Below are 23,125 nucleotides of genomic sequence, written 5' to 3' on the forward strand. Positions count from 1 at the left end.
GCCGTCAGCCCTGGACCGGCGGCTGCTCCAGCCCCCAGACATCCGCCACCGCGCCGGCGGGAAGGTGCAGCTCCCATCCCTCCCCCGCCGCAGGGTAGGCGCGCAGGGTGGTGGCCACGGAACCTGACCGGTAAACCTCCACCAGCGAGGCATCCACGAAGATCCGCAACTCCTCCCCCGGCGCAATGGTCCCGCGGAACACCGTCTGGCTGCTGCCGTTCCCCACGAGCAGAAGCTCGACGGCGGAGTCCCCGCCGGACGTTCCTCCCGTCACCACAGCTTCGGCGAACGGCGGCACCTCAACGGTGCCCCGGGCCGCGCTGGCGGCCTGCGCGCCGCGGTAGGCCCCGACCTCGGGTGCTGGGCTGACGGCCAGTGCGCCGTCCACCACGGAGAGTTCACGCGGGAAGGTCAGGACTCCGGCCCAGCCGGCAGCGTCGATTTCATCCTGGCTCCGCCCACGGCGTCCGTCGCGTCCCGGCCCTTCGTTGGCCCAGCCCCAGAGCAGCGCCCGCTCCTCAAGGGCAACAATCTGCGGTGCGTAGAAGTCGCGGCCAAGATCGGACTTCCCCCCGCTGCGAGGCGTGAACACCGGCAGCCCGGTGGCCGGATCTTCGGTCAGCGAGCCGAGCAGGTGACCCACCCCGTTGGCGTGCTCGTGTGCGTCCCCGGAGAGCCAGAGCGAGAACATCATCAGCCATGTGCCGGAGCCGGTCCCGGAGTCAGAGGAGGAGGTGCCATCCGGCACCCGCACCAGCTGCGGGCACTCCCAAATCTCGGCGGGCGTGAATTCGGCGGCCACCGGGTTTTCCGAGGTCAGCCAGATGCCCTGGTACTTCCAGTCGGACATGTCCTCCACCGTGTACAGCAGCAATGCGGCGTGGCCGTTGGCGAGGCCGGCGCCCTGCATCGCGTACCGCTTGCCGTTAAGCCGGAAGATGAACGGATCGCGCACCGCGGTGACCTGCCCGCCCGGCATGGAGGCCGCCACGTGGCCAGTCTGCTCCCAGCTGACCAGGTCCTCCGATCCGCGGGCGATGACCACCTGTGAGTGGCCCCCGTCCCCACGGACACCCGAGTACGCCGCGGTGGGAACACCGCCGTCGTCCGTTACAACACCGGTCCAGCAGCCGTACTCGTCCGGGCCGCCGGGCTGGGGCCGCAGCGCCACGGGGTGCTCCTCCCAGCGCACCAGGTCGGCGGAGCTCACGTGGCCCCAGGCGATCCTGTGGTGCCGGGCCGAGTCCGGGTTGTACTGGAAGAACACGTGGTACCGGCCGTTGATGTGGCTGATGCCGTTGGGGTCGTTGATCCAGCCCTGCGCCGGGCGGGGATGGAACCGCGGGAAGGCGGTGTCGGTGTGCGCGGCGGCGACGTCTTCGAAGCGGACGGCGGCGAGGTCCGGGGAGGGCATGGTGGGCCTTTCGGTGGGTAGGTTATTTTCCGGTGCCGGCCGTAAGACCGTCCTGGAGGGCGCGTTGGCCGAACATGAAGACCACCAGCGCCGGAATCATGGACAGGACCACGCCCGCCAGCACCACGGAGATGCTGCCGGTGCCCAGGTTGCCCTGGAGCGACACAAGCCCCAGCGGGAGGGTGAAGTTCTGCTCGGAAATCGTGAGGATGAGCGGGCGGAAGAATTCGTTCCAGTGGTAGTTGAACGCAAGGATTCCGACGATCGCCATGCCGGGCATCGCCAGCGGCGCATAGATGGAACGGAATGTCCGCCACGGGGAGGCGCCGTCGATCGACGCGGCTTCCGCCAGCTCGGCCGGGAGCCCCATGAAGTACTGGCGCATCAGGAAGGTGCCGAACGCCGTCGGAATGGCGGGCAGGATCAGCGCCAGCAGAGTGTCGGACAGCCCCATGCCCCGGATCAGCATGAAGACGGGCACGATCGTGACCTGCACCGGCACCATCATGGTGGCCAGCACGATCGAGAACAGTGCTCCGCGGCCGCGGAACTTCAGGTGCGCGAATGCGTAGCCCGCCAGCGCTGCGGAGATCATCTGGCCTACCGCGATCAGCCCGGTCACCAGGGCGCTGTTGAGCACCAGAAGGAAGATATTCAGTTGCTGGAACACTTCACCGTAGGAGGTGAAGTCCGGGTTCCAGGGAATGAACGACGGCGGCAGCCTGAAGGATTCCGACGGCGACCGCAGCGATGTGGACAGGGTCCACAGCACGGGGCCCAGCGTCAGGGCCGCAGCGATCAACAGCAGGACGATGCGCAGCGCGAAGTTCCAGCTGAACCTGCGCCGGCCGGGCGATGTTTCGGGGAGGCCCTGCGACAGCTTCGGGGAGTGCCCGGCGGCCAGGACGTGGTCTGTTGAGGTTGTCATGGCTGGCCTTACTGGTAGAAGACGAATCGTTTGCTGAGCCGGAACTGGGCGGCCGTGATGGCCATGATGATCAGGGTGAGCAGCACGCCGATGGCGGATGCCTGGCCGAATTCGAGGCGCTGGAATGCCGATTCGAAAATCACCATGACGGCGGTGCGGGTGGAATCGCCGGGGCCGCCGCGGGTCAGCACGTACGGCTGGTCGAACACCTGCAGGGCGTTGATGATGGCCATCACCGAAGCGACCAGCGTGGTGGGGCTCAGCAGGGGCAGCGTGACGTGCAGGTGCTTGCGCCAGCCGGTGGCGCCGTCGATCGACGCCGCCTCGTAGGTCTCCACCGGAATGGAGGCCAGGCCGCCGATGAACAGCAGGAAGGAGAACCCGAAGTTCTGCCACACGTACACCAGGACCACGACGGCGGCGGACCCTCCCGGTGTGGTCAGCCACGGCACCGCGGGAATGCCCACGAGCGACAGGAACCAGTTGACCACGCCGAACTGTTCGTTGAAGAGGTACCGCATGAAGATGGAGACGGAGGCCGCTGACAGGATCAGGGGGAAGAAGAAGGCCGAGCGGAAAAACACCCGCAGCCAGGCCGGCATCTTCTCCTGCACCATGACTGCCAGGGCCAGGGCGAGGCCAAGCTGGAGGGCCACGGCCACCACAACGAAAACGATGGTGTTCAGGAAGGACACCCGGACGGTCGGGTCCTGGACCACCTCCGAGAAGTTGTCGAAGCCCACGAACGTCGGCGCCGAAATGATGTCCCATCGGAAGAACGCCAGGACCACGGAGGCCACGATCGGGACCAGGGTGAACAGTCCCATGCCGAGGATGGTGGGCGCCAGGAAGATCCATGGCAGCCAGCGCTGGCTCTGCCTGCCGGTGGCCGCGTTTGCCGACGCAGCGGCTGCGGCGCCCGGCCTGCCCCGCCGGGCCGCCTGGTTCGGCCGCTGCCGCGGCGGTGTGGTGGTGCTCATGACTGCCTCCTCAGGGCCAGTTCAAGGTCGCGATGCATGGAGCCGAGGGCCTGTTTCAGCTGCTGCTCGTCGCCGCTGACAGCAAGCGAGACGTTCTTCATCAGGGCCGTTTCCACGGCGGCCTGCTGTGGCGGTGCGGGGATGGGTCCGGTGGTGGGGAACCTGTCCAGGGTGTCGTAGAAGACCTTCCAGTGGGCCGGTCCCTTGCCGGCGTACAGCCGTTCGTTGACCATGGAACGCCGGGCCGGCGTCGTAATGGGGTTGGGGAAGATCAGCTCCATAGCCTCGCGGCTGGCACTGAACTTGATCCACTCCCACGCCGCGTCCTTGTCCTTGGCGGTCTTCATGATCGCGTAGCCTGCCGTGCCGAACTGGTGGCGCTGCGTCTTCCAGCGCGGGAAGAACTGGACGTCGAAGTCGTTGGCGCCCATCCCGGCCTCGTGCAGGCCCTGCACCCAGTAGCCGCCGGCCGGGGTGGTGCCGATCCGGTTGGAGGCGAACAGGCCGACGAGGGAACTGCCGCCGCCTTCCTCCGGCCGGACCCCGAGCCCGTCCTTGACCAGCCCGCGAAGGTAGTCGAAGGACTCAAAGACCCGGTCGTCGTCGGCGTTGGGCTCCAGCCACTGGTACCCGCCCGAGCGGAGGCTGCGGGAAGGATCCTTGGCGTAGAAGCCGTCCCAGAGCCATTCCCCGCCGGTGGACCGGGTCTCCTTCAGGAAGCTCGTGTCGTTGGCGTAGAGCCACGGCACCACGCCGCCGAAGAGCCGGTTGGTCCAGTAATAGGGGGTGAAGTCCGAGGTGCGGGCCTTCCGCATGGCGGCGAGGCTGTTGCGGAAGTCCACGTGGGTCCAGTCGTCCGCGGGGCGCTCCAGCCCTGCCTGGGCAAAGGCGGTGGTGTTGTAGTACATGTTGGCCGCGTTCCAGTCCATGGGGAGCTGGTACAGGCTGCCCTTGTACATGAAGGCCTCGACCAGGCTCGGGTGGACGTCGTCGAAGAACTCGCGCATGTCCGCGGCGTCGCGGCGCACGAACTCGTCCAGCGGATGGGCGAGCTTCTCGGCGAAAAGCTGGGCTCCTTCGGTGGCCACGTAGACCACGTCCGGTGGCGTGCCTGCTGCAACCATGGTGAGGATCTTGGTGAAGAAGTCCTTCCAGTCCACGGCCTGGATGGCCTGGACCTTGACCCTAATCCCGGGGTGAAGCCGGGTAAAAGCGTCGATGGCGCGTTGCCGGGCGGCTGCGTCCGCGGCGGTGCCCATGATGGCGATGCTGAGGCTGTTGTCCCCGCGGCCCGGAATATCCGTCCCCGTGAGCCGCGGCCACGATGCCACAGTCGCTCCGATGATTCCCGCGCCGAGGGCACCAAGGGCTGTTCGTCGGGTGATTTCCCGCAGGTGCCCGTTTGTGGCTCCGGTCATGTCAATTCCCTTCCTAACACGTGTTAGGAACTGTAGGGGATCAACCTAACACGTGTCAAGCGTCACAGAATCACCCATCGCTTAACGCCAAACGCTCCCGCACTTCTCAACCGGGAGAAATGCGGGAGCGCCCGCTTCAGGACGGGGTTAGACCCTAGGCGTCGGTGCGGAACACCTGGACCACAGCAGGGCGGGGAGCCCGGATCTGGCCGGGGCGGGGCGTCGCGCCGGCGGCTACGTAGTCCGGGAAGTACGAGTGCGGCGCCTCGAAGGTGCCTTCCTCTCCCGGGTGCTGCACGGAGACAAAAACGCTGCGCTCGGTGTCGTGGACGATCGGTCCGCAGGTTTCCGCGTCACGGGGCACGGCGAGGAACTGCTCCACACGGCCACGCTCGGGGCCAGCCAGGGTGACCTTGAACAGACCGTCAGCCTTGCCGATGCCGGACGGGGCGCCGTCGGTGGAGATCCAGAGGTTGCCCACGGAGTCGAAGGCCAGGTTGTCCGGGCAGGAAATGGGCGAGACCTGGTCGGCCGGGAAGCCGGAGAAGTAGGTGACGTCGCCGGTGGAGGGATCGCCGCAGACCATCAGCAGGTTCCAGGTGAACTTGGTGGAGGTCTGGTCGCCGGTCTCGGTGATTTCCACGATGTGGCCGTCGCGGTTTGCGTTGCGCGGGTTGACCTCGGTGGCGCCTTCCTTGCCGGGCTTGCCGCGGTCCGAGTTGTTGGTGCACGCGACGTAGACCTTGCCGGTGTGCAGGCTGGGCTGGACGTCCTCGCAGCGGTCCATCTTGGTGGGGCCCACCTTGTCGGCGGCGAGCCGCGTGTACACGAGCACTTCCTCGAGGGACATGCCGGCAACCATGGACTTGCCGCCGACCACCAGCGGCAGCCATTCGCCGGTCCCGTCGAAGGAGCCGTCGGACGGGACGGAGCCCTTGCCGTCGATCTCCGCTGCGGGGGCGTTGCCGGTGAACTTGGCAACGTACAGGTCGCCCTCGGAGAGGAGAGTCATGTTGTGCTTGCGGTCGCCCTCGCGGTACTTGGCCTTGGAAACGAACTTGTAGAGGTAGTCGAAGCGCTCGTCGTCGCCCATGTAGGCAACCACGTGGCCGGACTTGGCCAGGATCACGTTGGCGCCCTCGTGCTTGAAGCGGCCCAGGGAAGAGTGCTTCTTCGGTGTGGACGTCGGGTCGAACGGGTCCACCTCCACAATCCAGCCGAAGCGGTTGGTTTCGTTTTCGTAGCCGGCGTTGTTGGCGTTGAAGCGGGGGTCATCCAGCTCCCACTGCCGCGCCGTGGCCTTGTTGGTCAGGCCGTAGCGCTTGTCCGAGGCGGACGTGCCCGGAGCAACGAAGTAGCCATTGAAGTTTTCCTCGCCCGAGAGGACGGTGCCCCACGGGGTGGTTCCACCGGAGCAGTTGCCCAGGGTGCCGTTGATCCAGCGGCCCTCGGGGTCGGCCACGGTCTTGACCAAGTCCGAGCCTGCAACCGGGCCGGTCAGCTCGTAGCGGGTGCTGTTCAGGTAGCGGCGGTTCAGCGGCGCGCCCTTGACGTAGCTCCACGGCTTGTTCTTGTTCTTGCGCTCCAGCTCGACGACGGTCAGGCCGTGGGCAGCCGCGCCCACCGCGCGCATCTGTTCGGCGGGCATGCTGGCCGGGAACATGATGTTCTCGTTCGTGTATTCATGGTTCGCAAACAGCAGCGCGCGCCGGCCCTTGCTGCCGGGGATCTCAAGGATGTCCGAGTAGTCGTTGTTGTAGCCGAACTGCCGCTCCTGGGCAGCGGCGGTCTGGTTGCCCAGCTCGAACGCCGGGGCATCGTTGAAGATCGGGTCGCCCCAGCGGATCACGGGCTGCCAGGTGAAGCCTGCCGGCACGGTCAGGGCGTCGACGTCGGACGCAACGGCGGGGATGGCGATGAACTGCAGCTTGGACGCACCCGGGGCAAAGCCGTTCTTCGCGGCGGGAGACAGTCCCGCTCCGCCGTCGGCGACGGCCTTCTCGCCGGACGTTACGGCACCGCCAAGTACGACGGCGAGGGCACCGGCGGCACCAAAGCCCAGGGCGGCGCGGCGGGAGAGAGTGGTGGAGGCGATGTCGCGGAAGTAGCTGTTCGAGCTCGTGTTGCAGACGTCGCCTGCGCAGGCGTTGTCGCACTTGAGGGCGCAGGTGATAGGGCTGCGCTTGCCTTTGGTGTGCCCGAGCATGGGGAGCAGGGCGAACTTGCGTCCGGAGATTTCAGACATGGGGAGAGACCTTCCAAGGGTTTAGATGCGGCACCGCCACCCTTCCAGTGAAAGCGAACCGGAAGCCGACACTCAGATGAAGATCCGGTGAACTCGCGCCCCCGGTGAGGACGCGTCCGGGGAAAACCCACAGGAGGTGAGGACGCGTTTAGAGCAGGGCGTAGGCGCGGCGGAGCCGGGCGAGCCACCAGTCCCGGCGCTCGGCCGGGGCGGCGTACTGCCCAAGCAGCCCCTCGTCGGCGACGGCATCGCGCAAGGTGATGGCGCCGTCGTCGGCCACCAGGGGCGTACCAATCACGTCCGCGGCGAGCAGCGAGACCGTTCCCAGCCCGCAGGCGTACGGCAGTTCCGGCAGCGCGGCCGCGAGCGCGAGCCCGGCCCGGATCCCCACGGACGTATCGAGGGCGGAACTCACGACGGCGGGCATCCCCGCCTGCGCTACCAGCTCCAGGGCGCGCCGGACTCCCCCGAGCGGCGCCACCTTCACCACGAGGAGGTCCGCGGCGCCGGCCCGCGCCACTTTGAGGGGGTCGTCCTCCTTGCGGACACTTTCGTCGGCCGCAATCAGCACCGGAACCCCTGCCGCACGAAGCCGCCGCCGCACTTCGGCCAGGCCCTCGATGTCCGGCACTGGCTGCTCCGCGTATTCAAGCCCGGCGTCGGCCAGCCGGGTCAGCGCCGCCACCGCCGCCGGTACGTCCCAGCCGCCGTTGGCGTCCACGCGGACGGCAGCGTCCGGAAGCGCGGCGCGGACAGCGGCGACCCGGCCGGCGTCGTCGTCGAGCGTCTGCCCGCGTTCGGCCACCTTGACCTTGACGGCGTCCACGCGGCCGAACCGGTCCAGAATCTCCGGCACGCGGTCCGCCGTGATGGCGGGCACGGTCGCATTGACGGGGATGCTGGTCCGCAGCGGCTCCGGGAAACCGTGCCAGCCGGCTTCGACGGCGGCGGCAAGCCAGCGCGAGGCCTCGGCGTCGCCGTACTCGGGGAAGGCGCCGAACTCGCCCCATCCCAGCGGGCCGCGGAGGAGCAGCGTTTCACGTTCCAGGATCCCGCGGAACTTCACGCGCATGGGCAGCACCACCACCCGGGCGGAAGAAAGCAACTCCTCGAGGGGCGGGTACGGCAAAGGCATGAATTCACTGTACCGGCGCTGCCGCCACCAACCCGCCAGGCCAAAAACCGGCGGACAGAACTGCGCCGGCCCCCACGCCATTGGAGGGACCGGCGGCATGTCGGGTGCGATTCAGGCGGGAGGTTACCCTGAGGGCACCGGTTCGGGCTCGTGGTCCAGGGAGGCCGGAACCTTGGCGCTGCCGACTCCGAAACGGGCGATCACTGTGGTCCCGTGGCCGGGAGCGGACATCACCTGGAGCGTGCCGCCGGCCTCGCCGATGGTGTCCTTCATGATCCGCAGGCCAAAGTGGCCTTCCGGCGACCCCTGGCTCTGGTCGAAGCCGCAGCCGTCATCCTGGATGCGGATCTCCGAGCGGTCCCGGTCCTGTTGGAGGTGGAGCTCGGCCCTGGTGGCCTTGGAGTGCTTGGCGGTGTTGGCCAGGGCCTCCCGGGCCACCCGGTAGAACAGCGCCGCGCGGTCCCGGTCCAGCTCGCACTGCTCCGGCAGGTGGAGCTCCAGGCTGATCCCGCGTTCCTCGAGCGGGTCGCCAAGCCTGGCCAGCGCTCCGGAAAGACCGAGGCGGTTCAGGTCCGGCGGGTACAGTTCGCTGGTCATGGCCCGCAGGCTGCGGACGTTGTCCTGCAGGATGCGGCGGGCGTCGGAGAACAGCGCCCGCTGGCCCACGGGACTGTGCAGCTCCTCGGACTCCATCACGTAGGACAGGCCGGAGAGCTCCTGGATCACTTCATCGTGCAGGTCGCGGGCAATGCGCTGCCGCTCCAGCTCGGAGGCTTCGATCGCCCGGCGGAGCAGCCGGCTCCGGCCGGCTTCGTACGCTTGGATCCGGCGGGCCAGCTGGACTGCGGGGAACAGCTGCGCCAGCTGTAGGACGGCGAGTGACAGCAGGAACGGCGGGGCCATGCCGAACAGAACCGCAGCCTGTTCCTGGCGGACGCCGTCGTCGTCGTAATAGGTCTCGAAAACCAGCTTCTGCCCGTCGGGGGCGGTGACCGGCACATAGACCTCCACGAGCTCGCCGTTTTCGACGTTGGGCGTGTTGACCTCGTCCTTCTGCGTTTCCAGGTTGGCCGGGACGTCCCCGCCGTCCAGGACTTCCTGCGCCTCGTGCGGCAGGCCGAAGGTGTGGCCGATGAGCTTGGGGTCTTCCGAGTAGACGATGCGCCCGTTCTTGTCCCAGAGCCGGATCTCAAAGACCGAGGTGTCGTCCATCCAGGGACGGAGGCGCTCGTCGAGCCGTTCGATGGCGGTGGGGTTGCCGGACAGGACTTCCCCGTCCAGCAGCGGCCCCACCACGTTGTTGGCCAAGTGGTCGGTGGCATCCTTGGAGTTCTCCAGTGCGTGGCGTTCAGCCTCGGACCAGATCCAGAAGGCCACCGGGGTGGTGACCACCACCAATGCAACCAGCCCCATCAACAGGAACCGCCTGACAGCCTTGAAAACCTCGGAATTGTGGTGGGCCGGCGATTCGAACGGGCGGAACAGGGCCGGTTTGCGGAGCGAAGGCCTAGCCATTGCTCGGCTGCTCGAGCATGCCGCGCCGTGACGCTTCCATGACCGATTCGAGCTGCGAGTGGGTTCCAAGTTTGGCGAAGATCGCCTTCACGTAGCCGCGGCAGGTGTTGAGGGAGATGTCCAGCTTGCTGGCCACTTCCTTCGAGCCATGGCCGCCGGCCATCAACCGGAGCACATCCAGTTCGCGGGGTGTCAGGACGGGACCGCCCGGTTCCACTTCGCGGGCCGCAGGGGCCGGAGCGGGGGTGGACATCCCCAGCTGGGCCACCAGCGACGGGTGGACCACCATGTTGCCGGCCCGTGCGTAGCGGAGGGTATCCAAAAGGGTGGACAGCGATCCGCCCTTCGGCAGGAAAGCGCAGATGCCCATGGAGGCCGCGGTCCGCAGTGCTTCCGGCGTCGGGTCGCCGGTGAGCATGACGATCCGGGTGTTCGGGGCGTCGGCCAGGATCCGGGCAGCGGCGGTGAGGCCGTCGCCGTCGGGCAGGTGGAAGTCCATGATCACGACGTCGGGCTTGAGGGCGATGCTCTGCTCCACACCGCTCTTGGCGGTGGTGGCCGACGCGACGCTGCGCAGGTCGGGCTCGCGGTCCAGGGCTGCCGTCAGCAATTCGGTGAACGTGCTGTGGTCGTCGATGGTCAGAATGCTGATTTCCCGGGTGATCTGCGATGCCGGGATGGGAGCTTCAGAATCTGAGAGGTCCATTTCATCCTCGCTGGCGGCCGTTGCCTGCAGCAGCCTGGCGTGTGCTTCACGCAGCGGACGTCCGGGGAGGCAGCCGATCTCCTGGTCCATGACCCGGCGGCAGCGTCCGTAGGCCCGCAGCGCTTCCATGTACTGCCCGGATTCCTCGAGGCCCAGGACCAGGGCGGTCCAGGCGCGCTCGTTGATGGGATCGTCCACCAGCAGTTCGCTGGCCAGGGCCACCGCGCGCTCCGGATGTCCGACGGCGACGGCGGCTTCCGCTGCACGCGCCTTGATGCTGGCGACGCGTGCCGAGTGGAGGGCACGCTCCTCCTCGGCCCAGCCGGCCAGCAGCTCATCGCCCAGCAGCGGCACGGACGCGATCTCGAGGGCCTTCTGGAGCAGCCGGAAGGATTCCTCGGGTGAGGCATGCCCGGCCTGCTTGAGCAGGTCATCGAAGCGGTCGAGGTCAAGGTCAACCATGCTGCGGTCGATCATGTAGCCGCCGGTGACGGTGCGGAGCGCGCCGCCCTTGCCGCTTCCGGGCTGGAGGTGCCGGCGCAGCACACTGACGTAGCTCTCAAGCGTGGACAGGGCCTCAGCCGGCGGCTGGCCGTTCCACAGGACATCGATCAGGTGGTTCTTGGAGACCGGGGTCCCCAGCTTGAGCAACAGGATTTCGAGGACCTGGCGGGGCTTGGGGCCGCCAAGTTCGTGGGATCCGATCACCGCGCCGCCGCGGCGGACACGGAGCGGACCCAGGATGTTGATGGACAACTTCGTTGTTGTGCCACCGGCGTCTTCCATTGAGTTCGGGTACTCATCGTCGTTGACTCTCCGGGACCAACGAGTATCTTCTGCAACCGTCTGTACCATCTTGTCTGCACCTACTATCCCCATGAACAGCATTCCCCATGAATGGCTTGGATTCATACTTGTCACTCAGGCAAGTAGGGGCACGAGTAGCGAGTACTCGAATTTCGGCGGCGCCACTACTTGGTTGCTTTTGCATAAACCCGCCACCACCCGGTTGAGGCGGCCCGCGGCTCCCCTGAAAACGGCCGGGAGGACGGCAGCGGTATCCAGAAACACCAAGTTTTTCCCAAGCACCCGCGGCTACCTTCGTATTACCGCAGTTAGAGCGGTACTACTGCGATCCTCGTCCCCGGAGGACCGCCGAATCAGCATGAAATAGGTGATCCAATGAGGCGGACCATGGCCGGGCCGGGTACAACCAAGTACTCCGAGTACTCGGCGATGAGCGTCTTTGCCGGCCGCTGCGATTTTCAAAAAAATTCTCCGCGGCGGGCGTGCGCGCGTGTCGTGTTACGCGCGTCACACATCAAAAGAGGCCGGGTAGTCCCATGAACACGGGCGGCGCACTGCGCACGGAAATCCATTCCGTCCGCTTCCGGCTGCTGGCCACGCTGCTCGTCTTCATGGCCGTGGGCCTCTTTGTGGCCGGCGCGGCCACCCATGCCGCACAGCTGAAAAGCCTCAACGATCGCGTCAACACGGAGCTGCAGGTGCCGCGCACGAATCTGGAGGACCTCGCAAGCCGCGGCTCGCCGAACAGGGGAGGCGCCGCATACACCTCGCTGCACGACCTCTTTACGACCTATCTGCGCAATGGTGCCCCCGGAGGCTACGAGTCCGTGATGACCATGGTCCGCGGCGGCAACGTCATCCTGCCCAAGGCACCCCAGGCAACGAATCTGAGGACCGCCGCCGTCACCGACCACGTCTGGGACTGGAGCTCCCCGGGCCATACCGTGATGCGGGACGTTGACATTGACGGCCGGCAGGTCCGCCTGGCCATTACGTCCGTGTCGCTGGCGGGCGGCGGCAAGGAGCAGGGCCTGCTGATTGCCTCGAGCGAGATCGGCGCCCAGCGTGCCGAGGTTTTCGGTTCGATGTGGACGTTCGCCCTGGCGTCCCTGGCGACGCTCGTCCTCACCGGCCTGGTGGGCTGGCTGGTCACCGGGCGACTGCTGCGGCCGGTCCGACGGCTCCGGGAGGCGACGGAGGCCACCACCTTTGAGGACCTGACAAAGCGGGTCGAGGTGCCGGACAGCACCGACGACATCGCCCAGCTGGCCATGAACTTCAACCGCATGCTCGAACGGCTGGAGTCCGGCTCCGACAACCAGCGCCGCTTTGTCCACGACGCCAGCCATGAGCTCCGCACCCCCATGACCATCATCCGCGGCTACCTGGAGCTGCTCCGTGCCGGGGATCCCGAGGACGTCGACCAGACCCGAATGCTCCTCCTGGACGAGCTGGACCGGATGCAGGTACTAGTGGACGACCTCCTGATCCTTGCCCGCAGCGGCCGCCCGGACTTCGTGACGCCCGCCTGGGTGGAGGCGGACGACCTCCTGGAGGACGTCCTGAACCGGGTCCGGGTCCTCGGCGAGCGCCAGTGGCGCCTGGACGCCAAGCCCGGGGGCCTGATCCGCGCCGACCGGCGCCGGCTCACCCAGGCGCTGGAGCAGCTCGCCGCGAACGCGGTCAAACACACCACCGAGTCGGACCGGATCTCCATCGGCGGCGCTTGGGTGAAGAACGACGACGGCGCCCACCAGGGCGGTCGGGCGGTGGTTATGCGGGAGCTGGCAGAGCCGGCATCCCGGGAGCTGGAGATCTGGGTGTCGGACACCGGCACCGGCATCCCGGCCGACGACCATGAGCGCATCTTCGAGCGCTTCGGCAAGGGCAGCAACTCGGCTGCCTCGGAGGGCTCCGGCCTGGGGCTGTCCATCGTGAAGGCCATCGCCGAGGCGCATGGCGGCACCGTGCTGCTGGAATCGGAGGAAGGAAAGGGCAGCTGCTTCGTGCTCCGGATCCCGTCCGACGGTGAGGACGCGGGCGCCGAAACGGATGATTCGGCCGCCGCGGACACCACCGGCCGGAGCGGCAGCGGCACGAGGGATCCCGCGGCTACTCGCGCGGCCGTTAGCGGCCCGGCCGCCAAGGGACCGCGGCATAAGGGAACGGGCGCATCGGGCGGCAAACCAAAGCCGGCGGGACCGGCGTCGGGCGTTGAACTGGCCACCCGGGCGGGAGGTTCGCCGTGACCCGGATCCTGATCGCCGATGACGAACCGCGCATAGCGGCGTTCCTCGCCAAGGGCCTCACGGCGGCCGGCTACACCACCACCCAGGTCTCCGACGGGGTTAAGGCGCTGGATTACGCCACGTCCGGGGAGTTCGACCTCCTCATCCTGGACATTGGCATGCCGCGCATGGACGGCCTTACCGTACTTAAGAACCTCCGCGACATGCACTCCACGATTCCGGTGATCATCCTGACGGCTGCGGACAGCGTCGAAAGCACGGTGGCGGCACTCGACGGCGGCGCGGACGACTACATGACCAAACCGTTCCGGTTCGAGGAACTGCTCTCCCGCATCAAGCTCCGGCTCCGCGGCGCGCAGGCGGTCTCCGCCGCCCCGACCTTTGTCTGCGGCGACCTGTCGCTGGACGTGAACCTGCGCACGGCAGAGATTGGCGGCCGCGTGATCGACCTTTCCGCGCGGGAGTTCGTCATGGCCCGGACGTTTATGGAGAACGCCGGCAAGGTCCTCAGCCGAGAGCAGCTCCTGAGCCGGGTGTGGGGCTACCACTTCGAGGGGTCTTCCAATGTGGTGGACGTATACGTGCGGTACCTGCGGCACAAGCTCGGCCAGGACCGCATCCAGACTGTCCGCGGCGTGGGTTACCGCCTCGTTTGCCTGCCCGGACCGCCCGCACCGGGTCCCGGCGATGAACCCGCCGCGGATGACGCCGAAGGCCACCCGGTCTAGGCCTGCAGTTCCACGTAGCGGCTCTTAACAACACCGAAGACCCGTCCGCCGGGTGCATGAGAAGACTCTCATCCGCGTCTCATCCCTGCCTCACCTTCACGCCGCAAAGTTGTTCACGAAGGAGGTGTGGCAGGCCGATGAAGAGGTGGTCCTTGCTGAGCATTCCGCTGGTGGGTCTCGCCAGCATCACCGTCTGGGCACAGGCTGTCACGGGGGCGCCGACAGGTCAGGAACCCGGCGTCATTGTTCGTGAACCGGACCCCCGCGACTCGGTCCTGAACATCGAGGGCTTCCCTGAAACCCCGCGGCTGTCGCCGCTCACCAACCCCACAGCCACGCCCAAAACCTCGTCACCGGCGCTGAAGTCCGCGCCGCTGAATCCTGCCACCTCCTCGCCCCTTTCCACGAACCGAGCAGAACCGGCCCAGACCGGACCGGCCCCGGACGACCCGGCCACTTCCGGCGAGGACCCGGACGTGTCCTCCGATGATCCCGGCGTCGAGCTGGTGGAACCGGGCCAGATCATTTGGACTGGCGGCACCAGTGACTACTAAGCGCACGCGGCGGCAACCCGAAGAAGCAGTGTCCCCCCGCAAAAAGGAGCCAGTGATGCACACGGAATTCCGCGACTTGTATGAGCCCATTCCGCCGGAGCGATGGGGCTCCACGGTTGACTCCTCCTATGGCCAGCCGACCACGGTGATGGTGGACGATTCGGAACTCCACCAGCAGGTCCTGGACATCATCCACAACGTGCTCGCCACAGCCGATCCTCGCTCCGACGTCCGGCGCCGGCTCCTGCGCCACCTCGCGGAGAACCCCGGGCACCCTGAACAGGCGCTCCTGGACCACCTGCGAGACAGGAACCGCCGCGGCGGCCGCTCCACCCGCGATAGCCGGGCTTCAACAGTCGATCCGCACGTGTAGCAGGCAGCGCACGCCGAGCAGACAAAAACGCAGCTCACGCTGCCCCACAGACCGGGTACCCGACGCGGCACGGGTACCCGACGCATGTCCGGCCCAGTTTTGTACGGCCCAGTTTAAACTGGCAGCCCAGTCTTTCAGGGCCGGCCACGTCAGAAGAGCAGCAGGACGAAGCCCCCTACGGTGCTCACGATGCCCACACCGGTAAGGATCCAGCCGAGGATCAGGATGATGTTGTCGTGCTTTGGCGGTTTCAGGCCCCAGCGCGACGGGTGGCAGAGGTCGTAATGGAGCTCCACCTTGGTGCCGGCCACCAGGCCCCGCCCGACGTCGGCGTCCACCAGCGTCTGGCGCGGGACGTTCTCCTGGTCAGTCCAGCGGAAGCCTGTGAAGCCGCCGGCCGTGTAGACCTCTCCCGTGGTTTTGGTCCAGGCGCAGCGGCGCCGTTCGATAATCAGTCCCCACACGAGCAACGGCACGCCGGGGAGGAAGCCCACCCACGTCATGATTTCCAGGATGGGGCCAAGTACATCCGCGATACCGCCCATGCACCAACCTTAGCCGCCAGCGGGCCGGTGTCTGGCCCCCACCTCAGGGCCTCAGCTGCCGGTTTCCTCTGGATGTTCTCGGGCCCGCTTCGCGTCCGCGGTTTCGCCCTGCTGCGGGATGAAATCCGGATCCAGCTTGGTGCTGAGGTCGGTTTCCTCCCGCGCCGTTTCATCCGCTGCTGTTTGGTCGGGTGCGGATTCGTCGCGGACCGGCCCGCCGGAAACAGTGCGGGTCTCGTCTGGGTTTTCGGTCATGCCCCCAACGTAGTGCCCCCTGCCCCGCAGAGTCGAGCATCCGGCAAAGCCGTCGGCGCCGCCGGGCAGCAGGACTCACCCACCGGGCGGACAGGCGGCTCCCAGCAAACTGTGACACCCTTGTTACGATGACTTTCCAGCTCAGGGACCCCCGCCGTAAGAAGCAAGGCCGCCAGCAGCAGGGCCGTCAGAAGCCGCGCCGCCAGCCGTCAGCCGAAAAGATGCGCCTCGCGGCGGGCACCGGATTCCTCTTCGCAGTGGCCACCCTGGCCTGCGCCACGGGCCTCGCCGCCACCTACTACTACTTCGTCCGCACCACCACCGGCCAGTTCATCGACGAGTCCGCCCTGGTGGAGGCCGTGGAAATCCACGGTCCCGCCGGCAAGGTGACCACCAGGTTCCTGGACTGGCTGCCCACCATCTCCCTGGTGATGGCCGCCGTCGTCGTTCTTCTGGTGACCGTGATTCACCGACGGTGGCGGGCCGCGGGCATTGCTGTCGCGGCATGTGTCGCGGCGAACATCGCCACGCAGGTACTCAAGGACCTGCTGCCGCTGCGGCCGTACCGGGGCGTCGAGACGCTGGAGCTGAATTCGCTGCCGTCCGGGCACACCACGCTGGCGGCGAGCGCGGCGGCGGCCGTGTTCCTGATGGCCTCCCCGCGGTGGCGCCCGCTGGCCGGGTTTGTCGGCGGCACGTTTGCGATCGCCTCGGGCATGTCCACGCTGGTGAACCAGTGGCACCGGCCGGCGGACGTGGTGGCGGCGTTCCTGGTCGTGGGCTGCTTCATGATTCCGGCGGGCTGGCTGATTCTCCGCAACGACGGCCACGAATGGAACGTCTGGGACGGTTTCGGCGGCCACTGGGGTTCGGCGCGGCTGTGGATCGGGCTGCCTGTGCTGCTGGGTCTGGCTTCGGCTGCGGTGTCTGTGTATTCGCTGGTCATGATCGCCCCGGGCATCGGGCAGGAGGCCAGCACCACCAACTACTTCTGGGCGGGCATCTCACTGATCGTGATCGCGGGATATCTGGCCACCGTGGCCACGACGTCGCTGTTCGCCTACGCCGTCCGACGCCGGGACTAGCGGGCCCCGTTCACCTTCCACCGCCCCGACCTCACCCCGTCCCCCACCCAACTAAGTAGCAGCAGGGGGCGTTCCCGGCGCTCATAACGCCCTGAGGTGCTACCCAGTTGGGGGTGCGCAACCTTTACAAGCCCCGCCGGGAAGCCCACAATAAGTCGCACCACAGCCTCCACTGACTCATCTGAGCTGTACTGGACCTGCGAAAGCAGAGGTGCGCGGACATGAACGACCAAGCCGGGGCGGACAAGGCCCTGAAGGAGAAGCACCGGGCCATGTGGGCGCAGGGCGACTACCCTGCCCTCGCCAGCGAGCTCCTCCTGGATCTGGGCGCGATCCTGGTGGAGGCCTGCAACATCAGACCGCGCCAGCGGGTTCTGGATGTGGGCACGGGCGCCGGCAACGCGGCCATCCCCGCGGCCATGATGGGCGCCAAGGTGATAGCCAGCGACCTCACACCGGAGATGTTCGACGCCGGGCGGCGGCAGGCTGCCGACCGCGGCGTTGAACTGGAATGGGTGGAGGCCGACGTCGAACATCTCCCCTTCGCGGACGGCGAGTTCGACGTCGTCTTGTCCTGCCTCGGCGCCATGTTCGCCCCGCACCACCAGGAGAGCGCCGACGAACTGGTACGTGTCTGCAAGCCGGGCGGGACCATTGGCCTGCTGCACTGGACACCCGAGGGCTTCATCGGGCAGATGTTCTCCGCCATGAAACCGTTCGCTCCCCCGCCTCCGCCCGGCGCGCAGCCGGCGCCCCTCTGGGGCAACGAAGACCATGTTCGTAAGCTGTTCGGCGGCAGGCTGGGCGAGATCCGGGCGCAGAAGCGGACAGTTGCCATCACCAGCTTCCGCCAGCCCGAAGACTTCCTGCACTATTTCAAGTCGCACTACGGTCCCACCATCTCCGTGTACAAGTCGCTGGCCGGTGACGAGGAAAAATCCAAAGCCCTGGACGAGGCCCTTACGGAACTTGCCAGCACGTACATCGAGGCCCACGGCGACACGCCCGCGCAGATGGAATGGGAGTATCTGCTGCTCACCGGGAAGGCCACTGCCAAGCCCCAGGAACCCGGGCTGTGACGGACTCCCCCGCCTCGCGCCGCGCCCTTGAAGTGGCCTCCATTCCGTCCTTCCGGAGGATCTCCGAGCACCTGAACCATTCCACTTACGCCCGCCGCAAGCACATTCCCGGCGTCTGCGACTTCACCCTGGGCAACCCGCACCAGATGCCCCAGGACGCCTACGTCGACGCCCTGCGCGATGCCCTCCACCCGCGCGACGACCAGTGGTTCGCCTACAAGACCAACGAGGCGGATGCCCGGGAGGCGGCGGCGGAATCCCTGGGCCGGCTGCTCGACGTTCCGTTCGAAGCCGAGGACCTGTACCTCACCACCGGAGGCTTCACCGCGATCGCCCTGGCGCTGAAGGCAGTTACGGATCCGGGCGACGAGGCCATCTACAGCCTGCCGCCCTGGTTCCTCTACGAGCCGCTCGCCGTCGAGGCGGGACTGGTACCGGTCAAGGTCAGGATCGACCTCGAAACGTTCGACCTCGATCTGGCGGCGATTGAAGGGGCCATCACGGAGCGGACCCGCGTGGTGATCATCAATTCACCCAACAACCCCACCGGCAGGATTTATCCGCCCGAACTCCTCAGCCAGCTGGCCACACTCCTTGACGACGCGTCGGCGCGGATAGGCCGGCGGATCTACCTGGTGTCCGATGAGCCGTACAACAGGATTGTGTTCGACGGCGCCCGCTTCCATAGCCCCGCGGAGTTCTATCCGTACACGCTCCTGGCCTACTCCTACGGCAAGACGCACCTGTCGCCGGGCGAACGGGTCGGATACCTGGCGCTGCCGCCGAGCATGCCGGACCGCAAGGAGCTCGGCGCCGCCGTCGAGGCCATGCAGCTGGCCATGGGCTGGATCTACCCCAACGCAATGCTGCAGTACGCGCTGCCGCGGCTGGAGACGTTCACCATCGACGTCGGCCGGCTCCAGCAAAAGCGCGACCGGCTGGTCCAGGAGCTGGGCGGCATGGGGTACCGGCTCCGGCCGCCCGAAGGTACCTTTTACCTGTTCGTCCACTCCCCCATTGATGACGACGAGGCGTTCACCGAAGCGCTCGGCCAGGAGGACGTTTTTGTGCTGCCGGGAGTCCTGTTCGAGACACCGGGGTTTTTCCGGATCTCCCTCACAGCCAGCGAAGACATGGTGGAGCGCAGCCTGCCCCACTTCCGGGCCGCCATCGAAAGGGCCGGGCAGGACCGCCCGGAGGACGCCGAAATCAAGCTCCCCACGGGTCTGATCCCCATCGTTCCCGCGAATCCCAGAAAACTGCCCTGACCGGGCCATCCCCCATTTTGGTGGCCTAGGTCAACCGTTTCACAGCCAGAGCCCCACCTTTTCCCAATCTCCGGGTGCCAGCGTGGCCGTAGGCCGCCCCTCATGAAGGCGGCACACGAATTGGGGTGAGGCGAGTGGTGGTCGCTACACATTTCCGGTCCTGGCTATGAGGTCCGGGCGATGAGCAGGTCGCCCGGCCGGCATCGCGCCCGCAGCCGCCACCGGCTTGGCACAGCAGCAACCACCCGGTCAGTTCCCTGGCCGTCAGAGCCACCGGGACCGTTCCTGATCGTCTGCACTGCAATTGTGCTGACGGCAACCACCGCCTACGCGTCAGCAATAGCCCCGCCGCCGGCACCTTCACAGGCAGTGCCAGCGGCGGCACTCTCCCCCTCCAAGCCCGCGGCACCGCAGGCACCCAGGCCAGTCCGAGAGGCGGCGACGCCGGCTCCCAGCCCGGCAAAACCTGCCAAACCCCGGCAGACGGCCACCAAGCGGGCGGGACAGTCCCCGCCTACCGCCGTCGTCCGTCCCGCCCCGGCACCCTCCGCGCCAAAACCAACGGCGGCACCCGCGCAACCGCCGTCCCAGCCGGCGCCCCCGGCGGCGCCCGCCGACGCAACGCTCGGGGAACAGCTCAACGCCATCATTGCGGTGAACAGCGGGTACCGGCTGGGGGTGGCCTTGGTCGACATGTCCGACGGCGTTGTCCGCCAGTACGGCGTCCGGGAGAAGTTCGTGGCGGCCAGCACGGGCAAGATCCTTGCCGCGGCCGCCTACTACCATTTGGCCGAGACGGGCGTCCTGTCCCTGGCGGCGCCCACGGGCGGCCAGACCGCTGCCTTCCAGATCCGGCAGATGATCCAGCAGAGCAACAACACCTCCTGGGCCCTGATCCTCGGCACCATCGGCCATCAGGGGATCGAGGACTACGCGGCGTCGCTCGGCATTCCGTACGACAGGACCTTCAACACGCTGTCCCCGGCGGAGACGGCCAGGATACTGATGCTGCTCTACACGGGTCGGCTGCTCAGCCCCGCCCACACCGCCGAGCTGCTGTCCTACATGCAGAACACCAACTACGAGTCATTGATCCCCGCCGCAGTGCCGCCGGACGTCACCGTTTTCCACAAGTACGGGCTGCTCAACGGAAACCTGCACGACGCGAGCATCCTGGTCCAGGGTCAGCGCGCCTACGCCTTCGTGGTGTACTCGCTGGGCGCCAGCGTTGCGGAAATTCCCGTGCAGACCATCATCATCCGGCAACTCGCCCAGGCGGTGGTGGACCAGGTGTTCTGACGAACGGCTGTCCTGACGTACGTCTGTTCTGACGTACGACGGCGCGTCCCCGGCGGAGGCTTGGGGCTGCGGTTGGACGCGTCCCGCCAGCGTTGCGGGATCTAGGCCGTTCAGCCGTCACGGGAGTCAGACGGCGGCTGGCCAAAAATTTGGGGGGGTTGCCAGCCCGGCATGTCAGGGGGGTGCAATGCCGGGCCGGCCAGCTGGTTGAGCGACCACTCGCGGCTGTGGCGTCGGACCAGATAGGAAGATCCTGGCAGCCGTTCCTAGGAAAATCCCGTTTAACCTTGGGAAACGCAGACCCCCAACCCACCGGCAGCTGCGCGCCTCCGCGCACTGCTGGCGCGCCTTCCGGCTGGGGGGACCTAATCTCAGCAGAACTCCAAGGTTCACCGGCAAATCCACCATGGAGCAACGGAACAATACCGGAAGACGGCATTCCCCTTTACACCGGGATTTGCCGGCAACGCCGCCGGTCTCAGCGCATGCCGGAAGGGCCCGCGGGGCGGCGCAGGTGGAAGGTAAATAAGATGATGAGCCCGGACCCGTATTCACCCGGTGACAGCCATTGGCGGTCCCCCACCCCGGAGAGGCTGCCTGCCCGGCACGCAGCCGGGGGCCCCGCAGCAGCTCCTGACGAGACCCCGGTGGGTCACCGGCAGGCTCAGCGCGCACCCCAGGGCGGAATACTGCAACGCCAGCTGATGCGGCTCATCGGCGAAATCCTCGGCGACGAAAACCTGGACTCGGCGACGCGGCTGTCGCTGCTTAGGCACATCTCCGAACATCCCGGACGCCCCGAACAGGCCATGCTGGCACATTTGCACGAGATCCAGGACAGAGGACGACCATGAAAACCAGGGCAGCCCTCGCGCTATCCGTGGCCGGGATCGTCGTGACCGGATCCGCCGCCCTGGCGGTCAACACGCAGGTTCTGAACACCACGCCCGCGGGCACCGGCAACGCGAACAGCATCCTCTTGCCGGACGACACCGGCAATTCTCCGGCCCCGGCTGCTGTTGTCAGCGCGAAGGCGGTGCCGAACGCCACGCCGAAGGTCGACGGCGGGAGCACAACTCCCCCGCCCGTGAAGACTGTCGGCAAGGCGGAATCCGAAAGCCAGAAGGGCGGGCGGCGGACTACGGCGTCGGCGAAAAGTGGTTCCGTCGCGGACCGCAAAGGCGGCACCCTTACAAAAAAGTCCGACGCCGATCCCGCCCAGTCCCAGCTCGGCGGCACCGCCGGCTCCCAGACAAGCGCCGGGTCTGCCGGGTCCCAGCCCGGCGGCACCGCCGGCACCCAGACCAACGCCGGCTCCGCCGTCGTATCCGTCCCGCCCGGCGACGACAAAGGTCGCCTGCGGACAGCTCCGGAACCGGGCGATGACAAGGGCAAACAGCGCAACGCGGCCGATCCCGGCGAAGACAGCGGCGGGCAAGGTTCTGACGACTGAGACACGATCAACACGCCGGGCGAATGCCCTCAACGCGGGCCTTCTGCACTCGCGCCGGACGCCCGTTTGCAAACCCTCATTACATGACAATGAGGCTTGATCTAGCATCGACACGCCGACGAATAGATAAATCTTTCTTTGCTTAACGGGTAAATCAACCTGTATCGTATTCATTTAGGTCGACCGAAACTCCCCCGGAGCAGCAAACTCCAAGGGGTGCGCCCTGCACTCGCAGCGCGCGAGCCGCTCCCGGCTCCTAAATAAATCCCCCAGCCAAGCACAGCAATTCCCTGCTGTCCGGAACTCCCGGGCAGCCCAGCTCCCGGCACCATTCAGGGGAGCACAACAGTGATGAAAGGCCGGCATTATGTTCGCCGACACCCGCACCACCTTGACCCACCCTGAAACCCGAACCGCAACAAACTCCCTACCCAGGTACCAGCCCCACCGCCCTGCCGCTCCCATCCGCCGCAACCGCGCCGCGCTGAGGACCCCCACGTCCCGCAGGCAGACCATCCGGCTGTTCCTGCTGGGTGTCCTGTGCACCGCAGGCTGGCTTGCTTCCCTGCTGTGCGGGCACTTCGTGGACTGCGGCCCGGTGCTGCACCACATCGGGCTTGCCGTGCACATCCTCGCGCTGGTGCTGGCCTTCGGCACCATCCTTGTTGTCGACTGGCTGGGCCTACTGTGGCTCCTGGGCAAGGTGCACATGCATGCATCCCCCAAGCTGGAGCGCGCAACAAAGCCGCTGATTTGGGGCGGCCTCGCGCTTCTGCTGGCGTCGGGGGCGCTCATCCAGCCCGACATCACCAACCCGGTGACCGCCGTGAAGCTTTGCTGCGTGCTGATCCTGATGCTGAACGGCCTGAGCATCGGTCCGGCGATGCACAAGATGTTCGCGCTTCCCCGGGAAACCAGCTTCAGCGAACTGGGCCGCCGGCTCCGCACCCGCCTGCTGATCGCGCTCAGCATCTCGCAGGCGTGCTGGTGGACGGCCGTGCTCATCGGCCTCGTGAACAGCACCCTCCGCCGCTGGGCCGGGCTGTAACCCAGCCAAGCCCCTAACGGTCAGCGTTACCGTGCCTGCTC

At 67.1% G+C, this 23,125-nt stretch carries 21 protein-coding genes; 11 read left to right on the plus strand and 10 right to left on the minus strand.

The genetic code is table 11. From position 1 onward, the window contains the following. Nucleotides 1–4: 4 nt before the first annotated feature. The 8 genes from ACFVTE_RS08950 to ACFVTE_RS08985 all read right to left on the minus strand — a co-directional run bounded on the left by ACFVTE_RS08950 (nucleotide 5) and on the right by ACFVTE_RS08985 (nucleotide 11,127). Nucleotides 5–1,414, minus strand: a complete 1,410-nt coding sequence (locus ACFVTE_RS08950; protein WP_387099274.1) for a glycoside hydrolase family 32 protein — start codon at nucleotides 1,412–1,414, stop codon at nucleotides 5–7. Nucleotides 1,415–1,436: 22 nt separating this feature from the next. Continuing rightward, on the minus strand, nucleotides 1,437–2,342 hold the full coding sequence (locus tag ACFVTE_RS08955) for a carbohydrate ABC transporter permease (RefSeq protein WP_387099276.1): 906 nt from the start codon (nucleotides 2,340–2,342) through the stop codon (nucleotides 1,437–1,439). An 8-nt stretch (nucleotides 2,343–2,350) separates the two neighbouring features. Further along, nucleotides 2,351–3,322: a carbohydrate ABC transporter permease gene (locus ACFVTE_RS08960; RefSeq protein WP_387099278.1), complete on the minus strand. Its 972-nt coding sequence runs from the start codon at nucleotides 3,320–3,322 to the stop codon at nucleotides 2,351–2,353. Further along, nucleotides 3,319–4,740 carry an extracellular solute-binding protein gene (locus ACFVTE_RS08965; protein ID WP_387099280.1) on the minus strand — a complete coding sequence of 474 codons (1,422 nt, stop codon included), beginning with the start codon at nucleotides 4,738–4,740 and terminating at the stop codon, nucleotides 3,319–3,321. The genes ACFVTE_RS08960 and ACFVTE_RS08965 overlap by 4 nt, the downstream gene beginning before the upstream one ends. A gap of 154 nt (nucleotides 4,741–4,894) precedes the next feature. Next, complete coding sequence (locus ACFVTE_RS08970; protein ID WP_387099282.1) at nucleotides 4,895–6,985, minus strand: PhoX family protein; 2,091 nt, start codon at nucleotides 6,983–6,985, stop codon at nucleotides 4,895–4,897. 148 nt (nucleotides 6,986–7,133) lie between these two features. Further along, complete coding sequence (locus tag ACFVTE_RS08975; RefSeq protein WP_387099284.1) at nucleotides 7,134–8,120, minus strand: o-succinylbenzoate synthase; 987 nt, start codon at nucleotides 8,118–8,120, stop codon at nucleotides 7,134–7,136. Nucleotides 8,121–8,243: 123 nt separating this feature from the next. Beyond that, complete coding sequence (locus ACFVTE_RS08980) at nucleotides 8,244–9,635, minus strand: sensor histidine kinase (protein ID WP_387099286.1); 1,392 nt, start codon at nucleotides 9,633–9,635, stop codon at nucleotides 8,244–8,246. Further along, the gene (locus ACFVTE_RS08985) at nucleotides 9,628–11,127 is read right to left on the minus strand and encodes a BTAD domain-containing putative transcriptional regulator (protein ID WP_387099288.1); all 1,500 of its coding nucleotides are present in this window, start codon (nucleotides 11,125–11,127) and stop codon (nucleotides 9,628–9,630) included. The genes ACFVTE_RS08980 and ACFVTE_RS08985 overlap by 8 nt, the downstream gene beginning before the upstream one ends. A gap of 557 nt (nucleotides 11,128–11,684) precedes the next feature. Here ACFVTE_RS08985 and ACFVTE_RS08990 point away from each other — a divergent pair. The 4 genes from ACFVTE_RS08990 to ACFVTE_RS09005 all read left to right on the plus strand — a co-directional run bounded on the left by ACFVTE_RS08990 (nucleotide 11,685) and on the right by ACFVTE_RS09005 (nucleotide 15,052). After that, entirely contained in the window at nucleotides 11,685–13,397 is a 1,713-nt protein-coding gene (locus tag ACFVTE_RS08990) for an ATP-binding protein (RefSeq protein WP_387099290.1), read from the plus strand. Further along, on the plus strand, nucleotides 13,394–14,125 hold the full coding sequence (locus tag ACFVTE_RS08995; protein ID WP_387099292.1) for a response regulator transcription factor: 732 nt from the start codon (nucleotides 13,394–13,396) through the stop codon (nucleotides 14,123–14,125). Before ACFVTE_RS08990 ends, ACFVTE_RS08995 begins: the two co-directional genes overlap by 4 nt. 137 nt (nucleotides 14,126–14,262) lie before the next feature. Then, nucleotides 14,263–14,679, plus strand: coding sequence for a hypothetical protein (locus tag ACFVTE_RS09000; RefSeq protein WP_387099294.1), 417 nt, complete (start codon nucleotides 14,263–14,265; stop codon nucleotides 14,677–14,679). Between the two features lie 55 nt (nucleotides 14,680–14,734). Beyond that, nucleotides 14,735–15,052: a hypothetical protein gene (locus ACFVTE_RS09005; protein ID WP_387099296.1), complete on the plus strand. Its 318-nt coding sequence runs from the start codon at nucleotides 14,735–14,737 to the stop codon at nucleotides 15,050–15,052. Nucleotides 15,053–15,201: 149 nt separating this feature from the next. On the opposite strand, the gene ACFVTE_RS09010 is transcribed toward ACFVTE_RS09005, so the two are convergent. Together ACFVTE_RS09010 and ACFVTE_RS09015 are read right to left on the minus strand one after the other, a co-directional pair. Continuing rightward, the gene (locus ACFVTE_RS09010) at nucleotides 15,202–15,597 is read right to left on the minus strand and encodes a hypothetical protein (RefSeq protein ID WP_387099298.1); all 396 of its coding nucleotides are present in this window, start codon (nucleotides 15,595–15,597) and stop codon (nucleotides 15,202–15,204) included. A gap of 51 nt (nucleotides 15,598–15,648) precedes the next feature. Then, a complete protein-coding gene (locus tag ACFVTE_RS09015) occupies nucleotides 15,649–15,852 on the minus strand; it encodes a hypothetical protein (RefSeq protein ID WP_387099300.1) in 204 nt (67 codons plus the stop codon). A 128-nt stretch (nucleotides 15,853–15,980) separates the two neighbouring features. Between ACFVTE_RS09015 and ACFVTE_RS09020 the strand changes: the two genes are divergently transcribed. The 7 genes from ACFVTE_RS09020 to ACFVTE_RS09050 all read left to right on the plus strand — a co-directional run bounded on the left by ACFVTE_RS09020 (nucleotide 15,981) and on the right by ACFVTE_RS09050 (nucleotide 23,084). Next, nucleotides 15,981–16,937 (plus strand): phosphatase PAP2 family protein, encoded by a 957-nt coding sequence (locus ACFVTE_RS09020; protein ID WP_387099302.1) that lies wholly within the window; start codon nucleotides 15,981–15,983, stop codon nucleotides 16,935–16,937. A gap of 221 nt (nucleotides 16,938–17,158) precedes the next feature. Further along, a complete protein-coding gene (locus ACFVTE_RS09025) occupies nucleotides 17,159–18,016 on the plus strand; it encodes a class I SAM-dependent methyltransferase (RefSeq protein WP_387099304.1) in 858 nt (285 codons plus the stop codon). Continuing rightward, nucleotides 18,013–19,284 (plus strand): aminotransferase class I/II-fold pyridoxal phosphate-dependent enzyme, encoded by a 1,272-nt coding sequence (locus tag ACFVTE_RS09030; protein ID WP_387099306.1) that lies wholly within the window; start codon nucleotides 18,013–18,015, stop codon nucleotides 19,282–19,284. The genes ACFVTE_RS09025 and ACFVTE_RS09030 overlap by 4 nt, the downstream gene beginning before the upstream one ends. 180 nt (nucleotides 19,285–19,464) lie before the next feature. Beyond that, nucleotides 19,465–20,583, plus strand: coding sequence for a serine hydrolase (locus ACFVTE_RS09035; RefSeq protein WP_387099308.1), 1,119 nt, complete (start codon nucleotides 19,465–19,467; stop codon nucleotides 20,581–20,583). A 530-nt stretch (nucleotides 20,584–21,113) separates the two neighbouring features. Next, entirely contained in the window at nucleotides 21,114–21,437 is a 324-nt protein-coding gene (locus ACFVTE_RS09040; protein ID WP_387099310.1) for a hypothetical protein, read from the plus strand. Beyond that, nucleotides 21,434–22,036: a hypothetical protein gene (locus tag ACFVTE_RS09045; protein ID WP_387099312.1), complete on the plus strand. Its 603-nt coding sequence runs from the start codon at nucleotides 21,434–21,436 to the stop codon at nucleotides 22,034–22,036. Before ACFVTE_RS09040 ends, ACFVTE_RS09045 begins: the two co-directional genes overlap by 4 nt. Before the next feature lie 367 nt (nucleotides 22,037–22,403). Beyond that, the gene (locus ACFVTE_RS09050) at nucleotides 22,404–23,084 is read left to right on the plus strand and encodes a hypothetical protein (protein ID WP_387099314.1); all 681 of its coding nucleotides are present in this window, start codon (nucleotides 22,404–22,406) and stop codon (nucleotides 23,082–23,084) included. Nucleotides 23,085–23,125: the final 41 nt, after the last annotated feature.

This window comes from Arthrobacter sp. NPDC058097, assembly GCF_042884885.1.
GTDB lineage: Bacteria > Actinomycetota > Actinomycetes > Actinomycetales > Micrococcaceae > Arthrobacter.

Bases quoted from the DNA above. Each gene is read 5' to 3' on its own strand.
- ACFVTE_RS09025 (WP_387099304.1), top strand. From the start codon at position 17,159: ATGAACGACCAAGCCGGGGCGGACAAGGCCCTGAAGGAGAAGCACCGG.
- ACFVTE_RS09005 (WP_387099296.1), top strand. From the start codon at position 14,735: ATGCACACGGAATTCCGCGACTTGTATGAGCCCATTCCGCCGGAGCGA.
- ACFVTE_RS09050 (WP_387099314.1), top strand. From the start codon at position 22,404: ATGTTCGCCGACACCCGCACCACCTTGACCCACCCTGAAACCCGAACC.
- ACFVTE_RS08990 (WP_387099290.1), top strand. From the start codon at position 11,685: ATGAACACGGGCGGCGCACTGCGCACGGAAATCCATTCCGTCCGCTTC.
- ACFVTE_RS09000 (WP_387099294.1), top strand. From the start codon at position 14,263: ATGAAGAGGTGGTCCTTGCTGAGCATTCCGCTGGTGGGTCTCGCCAGC.
- ACFVTE_RS08950 (WP_387099274.1), bottom strand. From the start codon at position 1,414: ATGCCCTCCCCGGACCTCGCCGCCGTCCGCTTCGAAGACGTCGCCGCC.
- ACFVTE_RS08975 (WP_387099284.1), bottom strand. From the start codon at position 8,120: ATGCCTTTGCCGTACCCGCCCCTCGAGGAGTTGCTTTCTTCCGCCCGG.
- ACFVTE_RS09035 (WP_387099308.1), top strand. From the start codon at position 19,465: ATGAGCAGGTCGCCCGGCCGGCATCGCGCCCGCAGCCGCCACCGGCTT.
- ACFVTE_RS09040 (WP_387099310.1), top strand. From the start codon at position 21,114: ATGATGAGCCCGGACCCGTATTCACCCGGTGACAGCCATTGGCGGTCC.
- ACFVTE_RS09015 (WP_387099300.1), bottom strand. From the start codon at position 15,852: ATGACCGAAAACCCAGACGAGACCCGCACTGTTTCCGGCGGGCCGGTC.
- ACFVTE_RS09020 (WP_387099302.1), top strand. From the start codon at position 15,981: ATGACTTTCCAGCTCAGGGACCCCCGCCGTAAGAAGCAAGGCCGCCAG.
- ACFVTE_RS08985 (WP_387099288.1), bottom strand. From the start codon at position 11,127: ATGGAAGACGCCGGTGGCACAACAACGAAGTTGTCCATCAACATCCTG.
- ACFVTE_RS09010 (WP_387099298.1), bottom strand. From the start codon at position 15,597: ATGGGCGGTATCGCGGATGTACTTGGCCCCATCCTGGAAATCATGACG.
- ACFVTE_RS08965 (WP_387099280.1), bottom strand. From the start codon at position 4,740: ATGACCGGAGCCACAAACGGGCACCTGCGGGAAATCACCCGACGAACA.
- ACFVTE_RS08960 (WP_387099278.1), bottom strand. From the start codon at position 3,322: ATGAGCACCACCACACCGCCGCGGCAGCGGCCGAACCAGGCGGCCCGG.
- ACFVTE_RS08955 (WP_387099276.1), bottom strand. From the start codon at position 2,342: ATGACAACCTCAACAGACCACGTCCTGGCCGCCGGGCACTCCCCGAAG.
- ACFVTE_RS08970 (WP_387099282.1), bottom strand. From the start codon at position 6,985: ATGTCTGAAATCTCCGGACGCAAGTTCGCCCTGCTCCCCATGCTCGGG.
- ACFVTE_RS09045 (WP_387099312.1), top strand. From the start codon at position 21,434: ATGAAAACCAGGGCAGCCCTCGCGCTATCCGTGGCCGGGATCGTCGTG.
- ACFVTE_RS08980 (WP_387099286.1), bottom strand. From the start codon at position 9,635: ATGGCTAGGCCTTCGCTCCGCAAACCGGCCCTGTTCCGCCCGTTCGAA.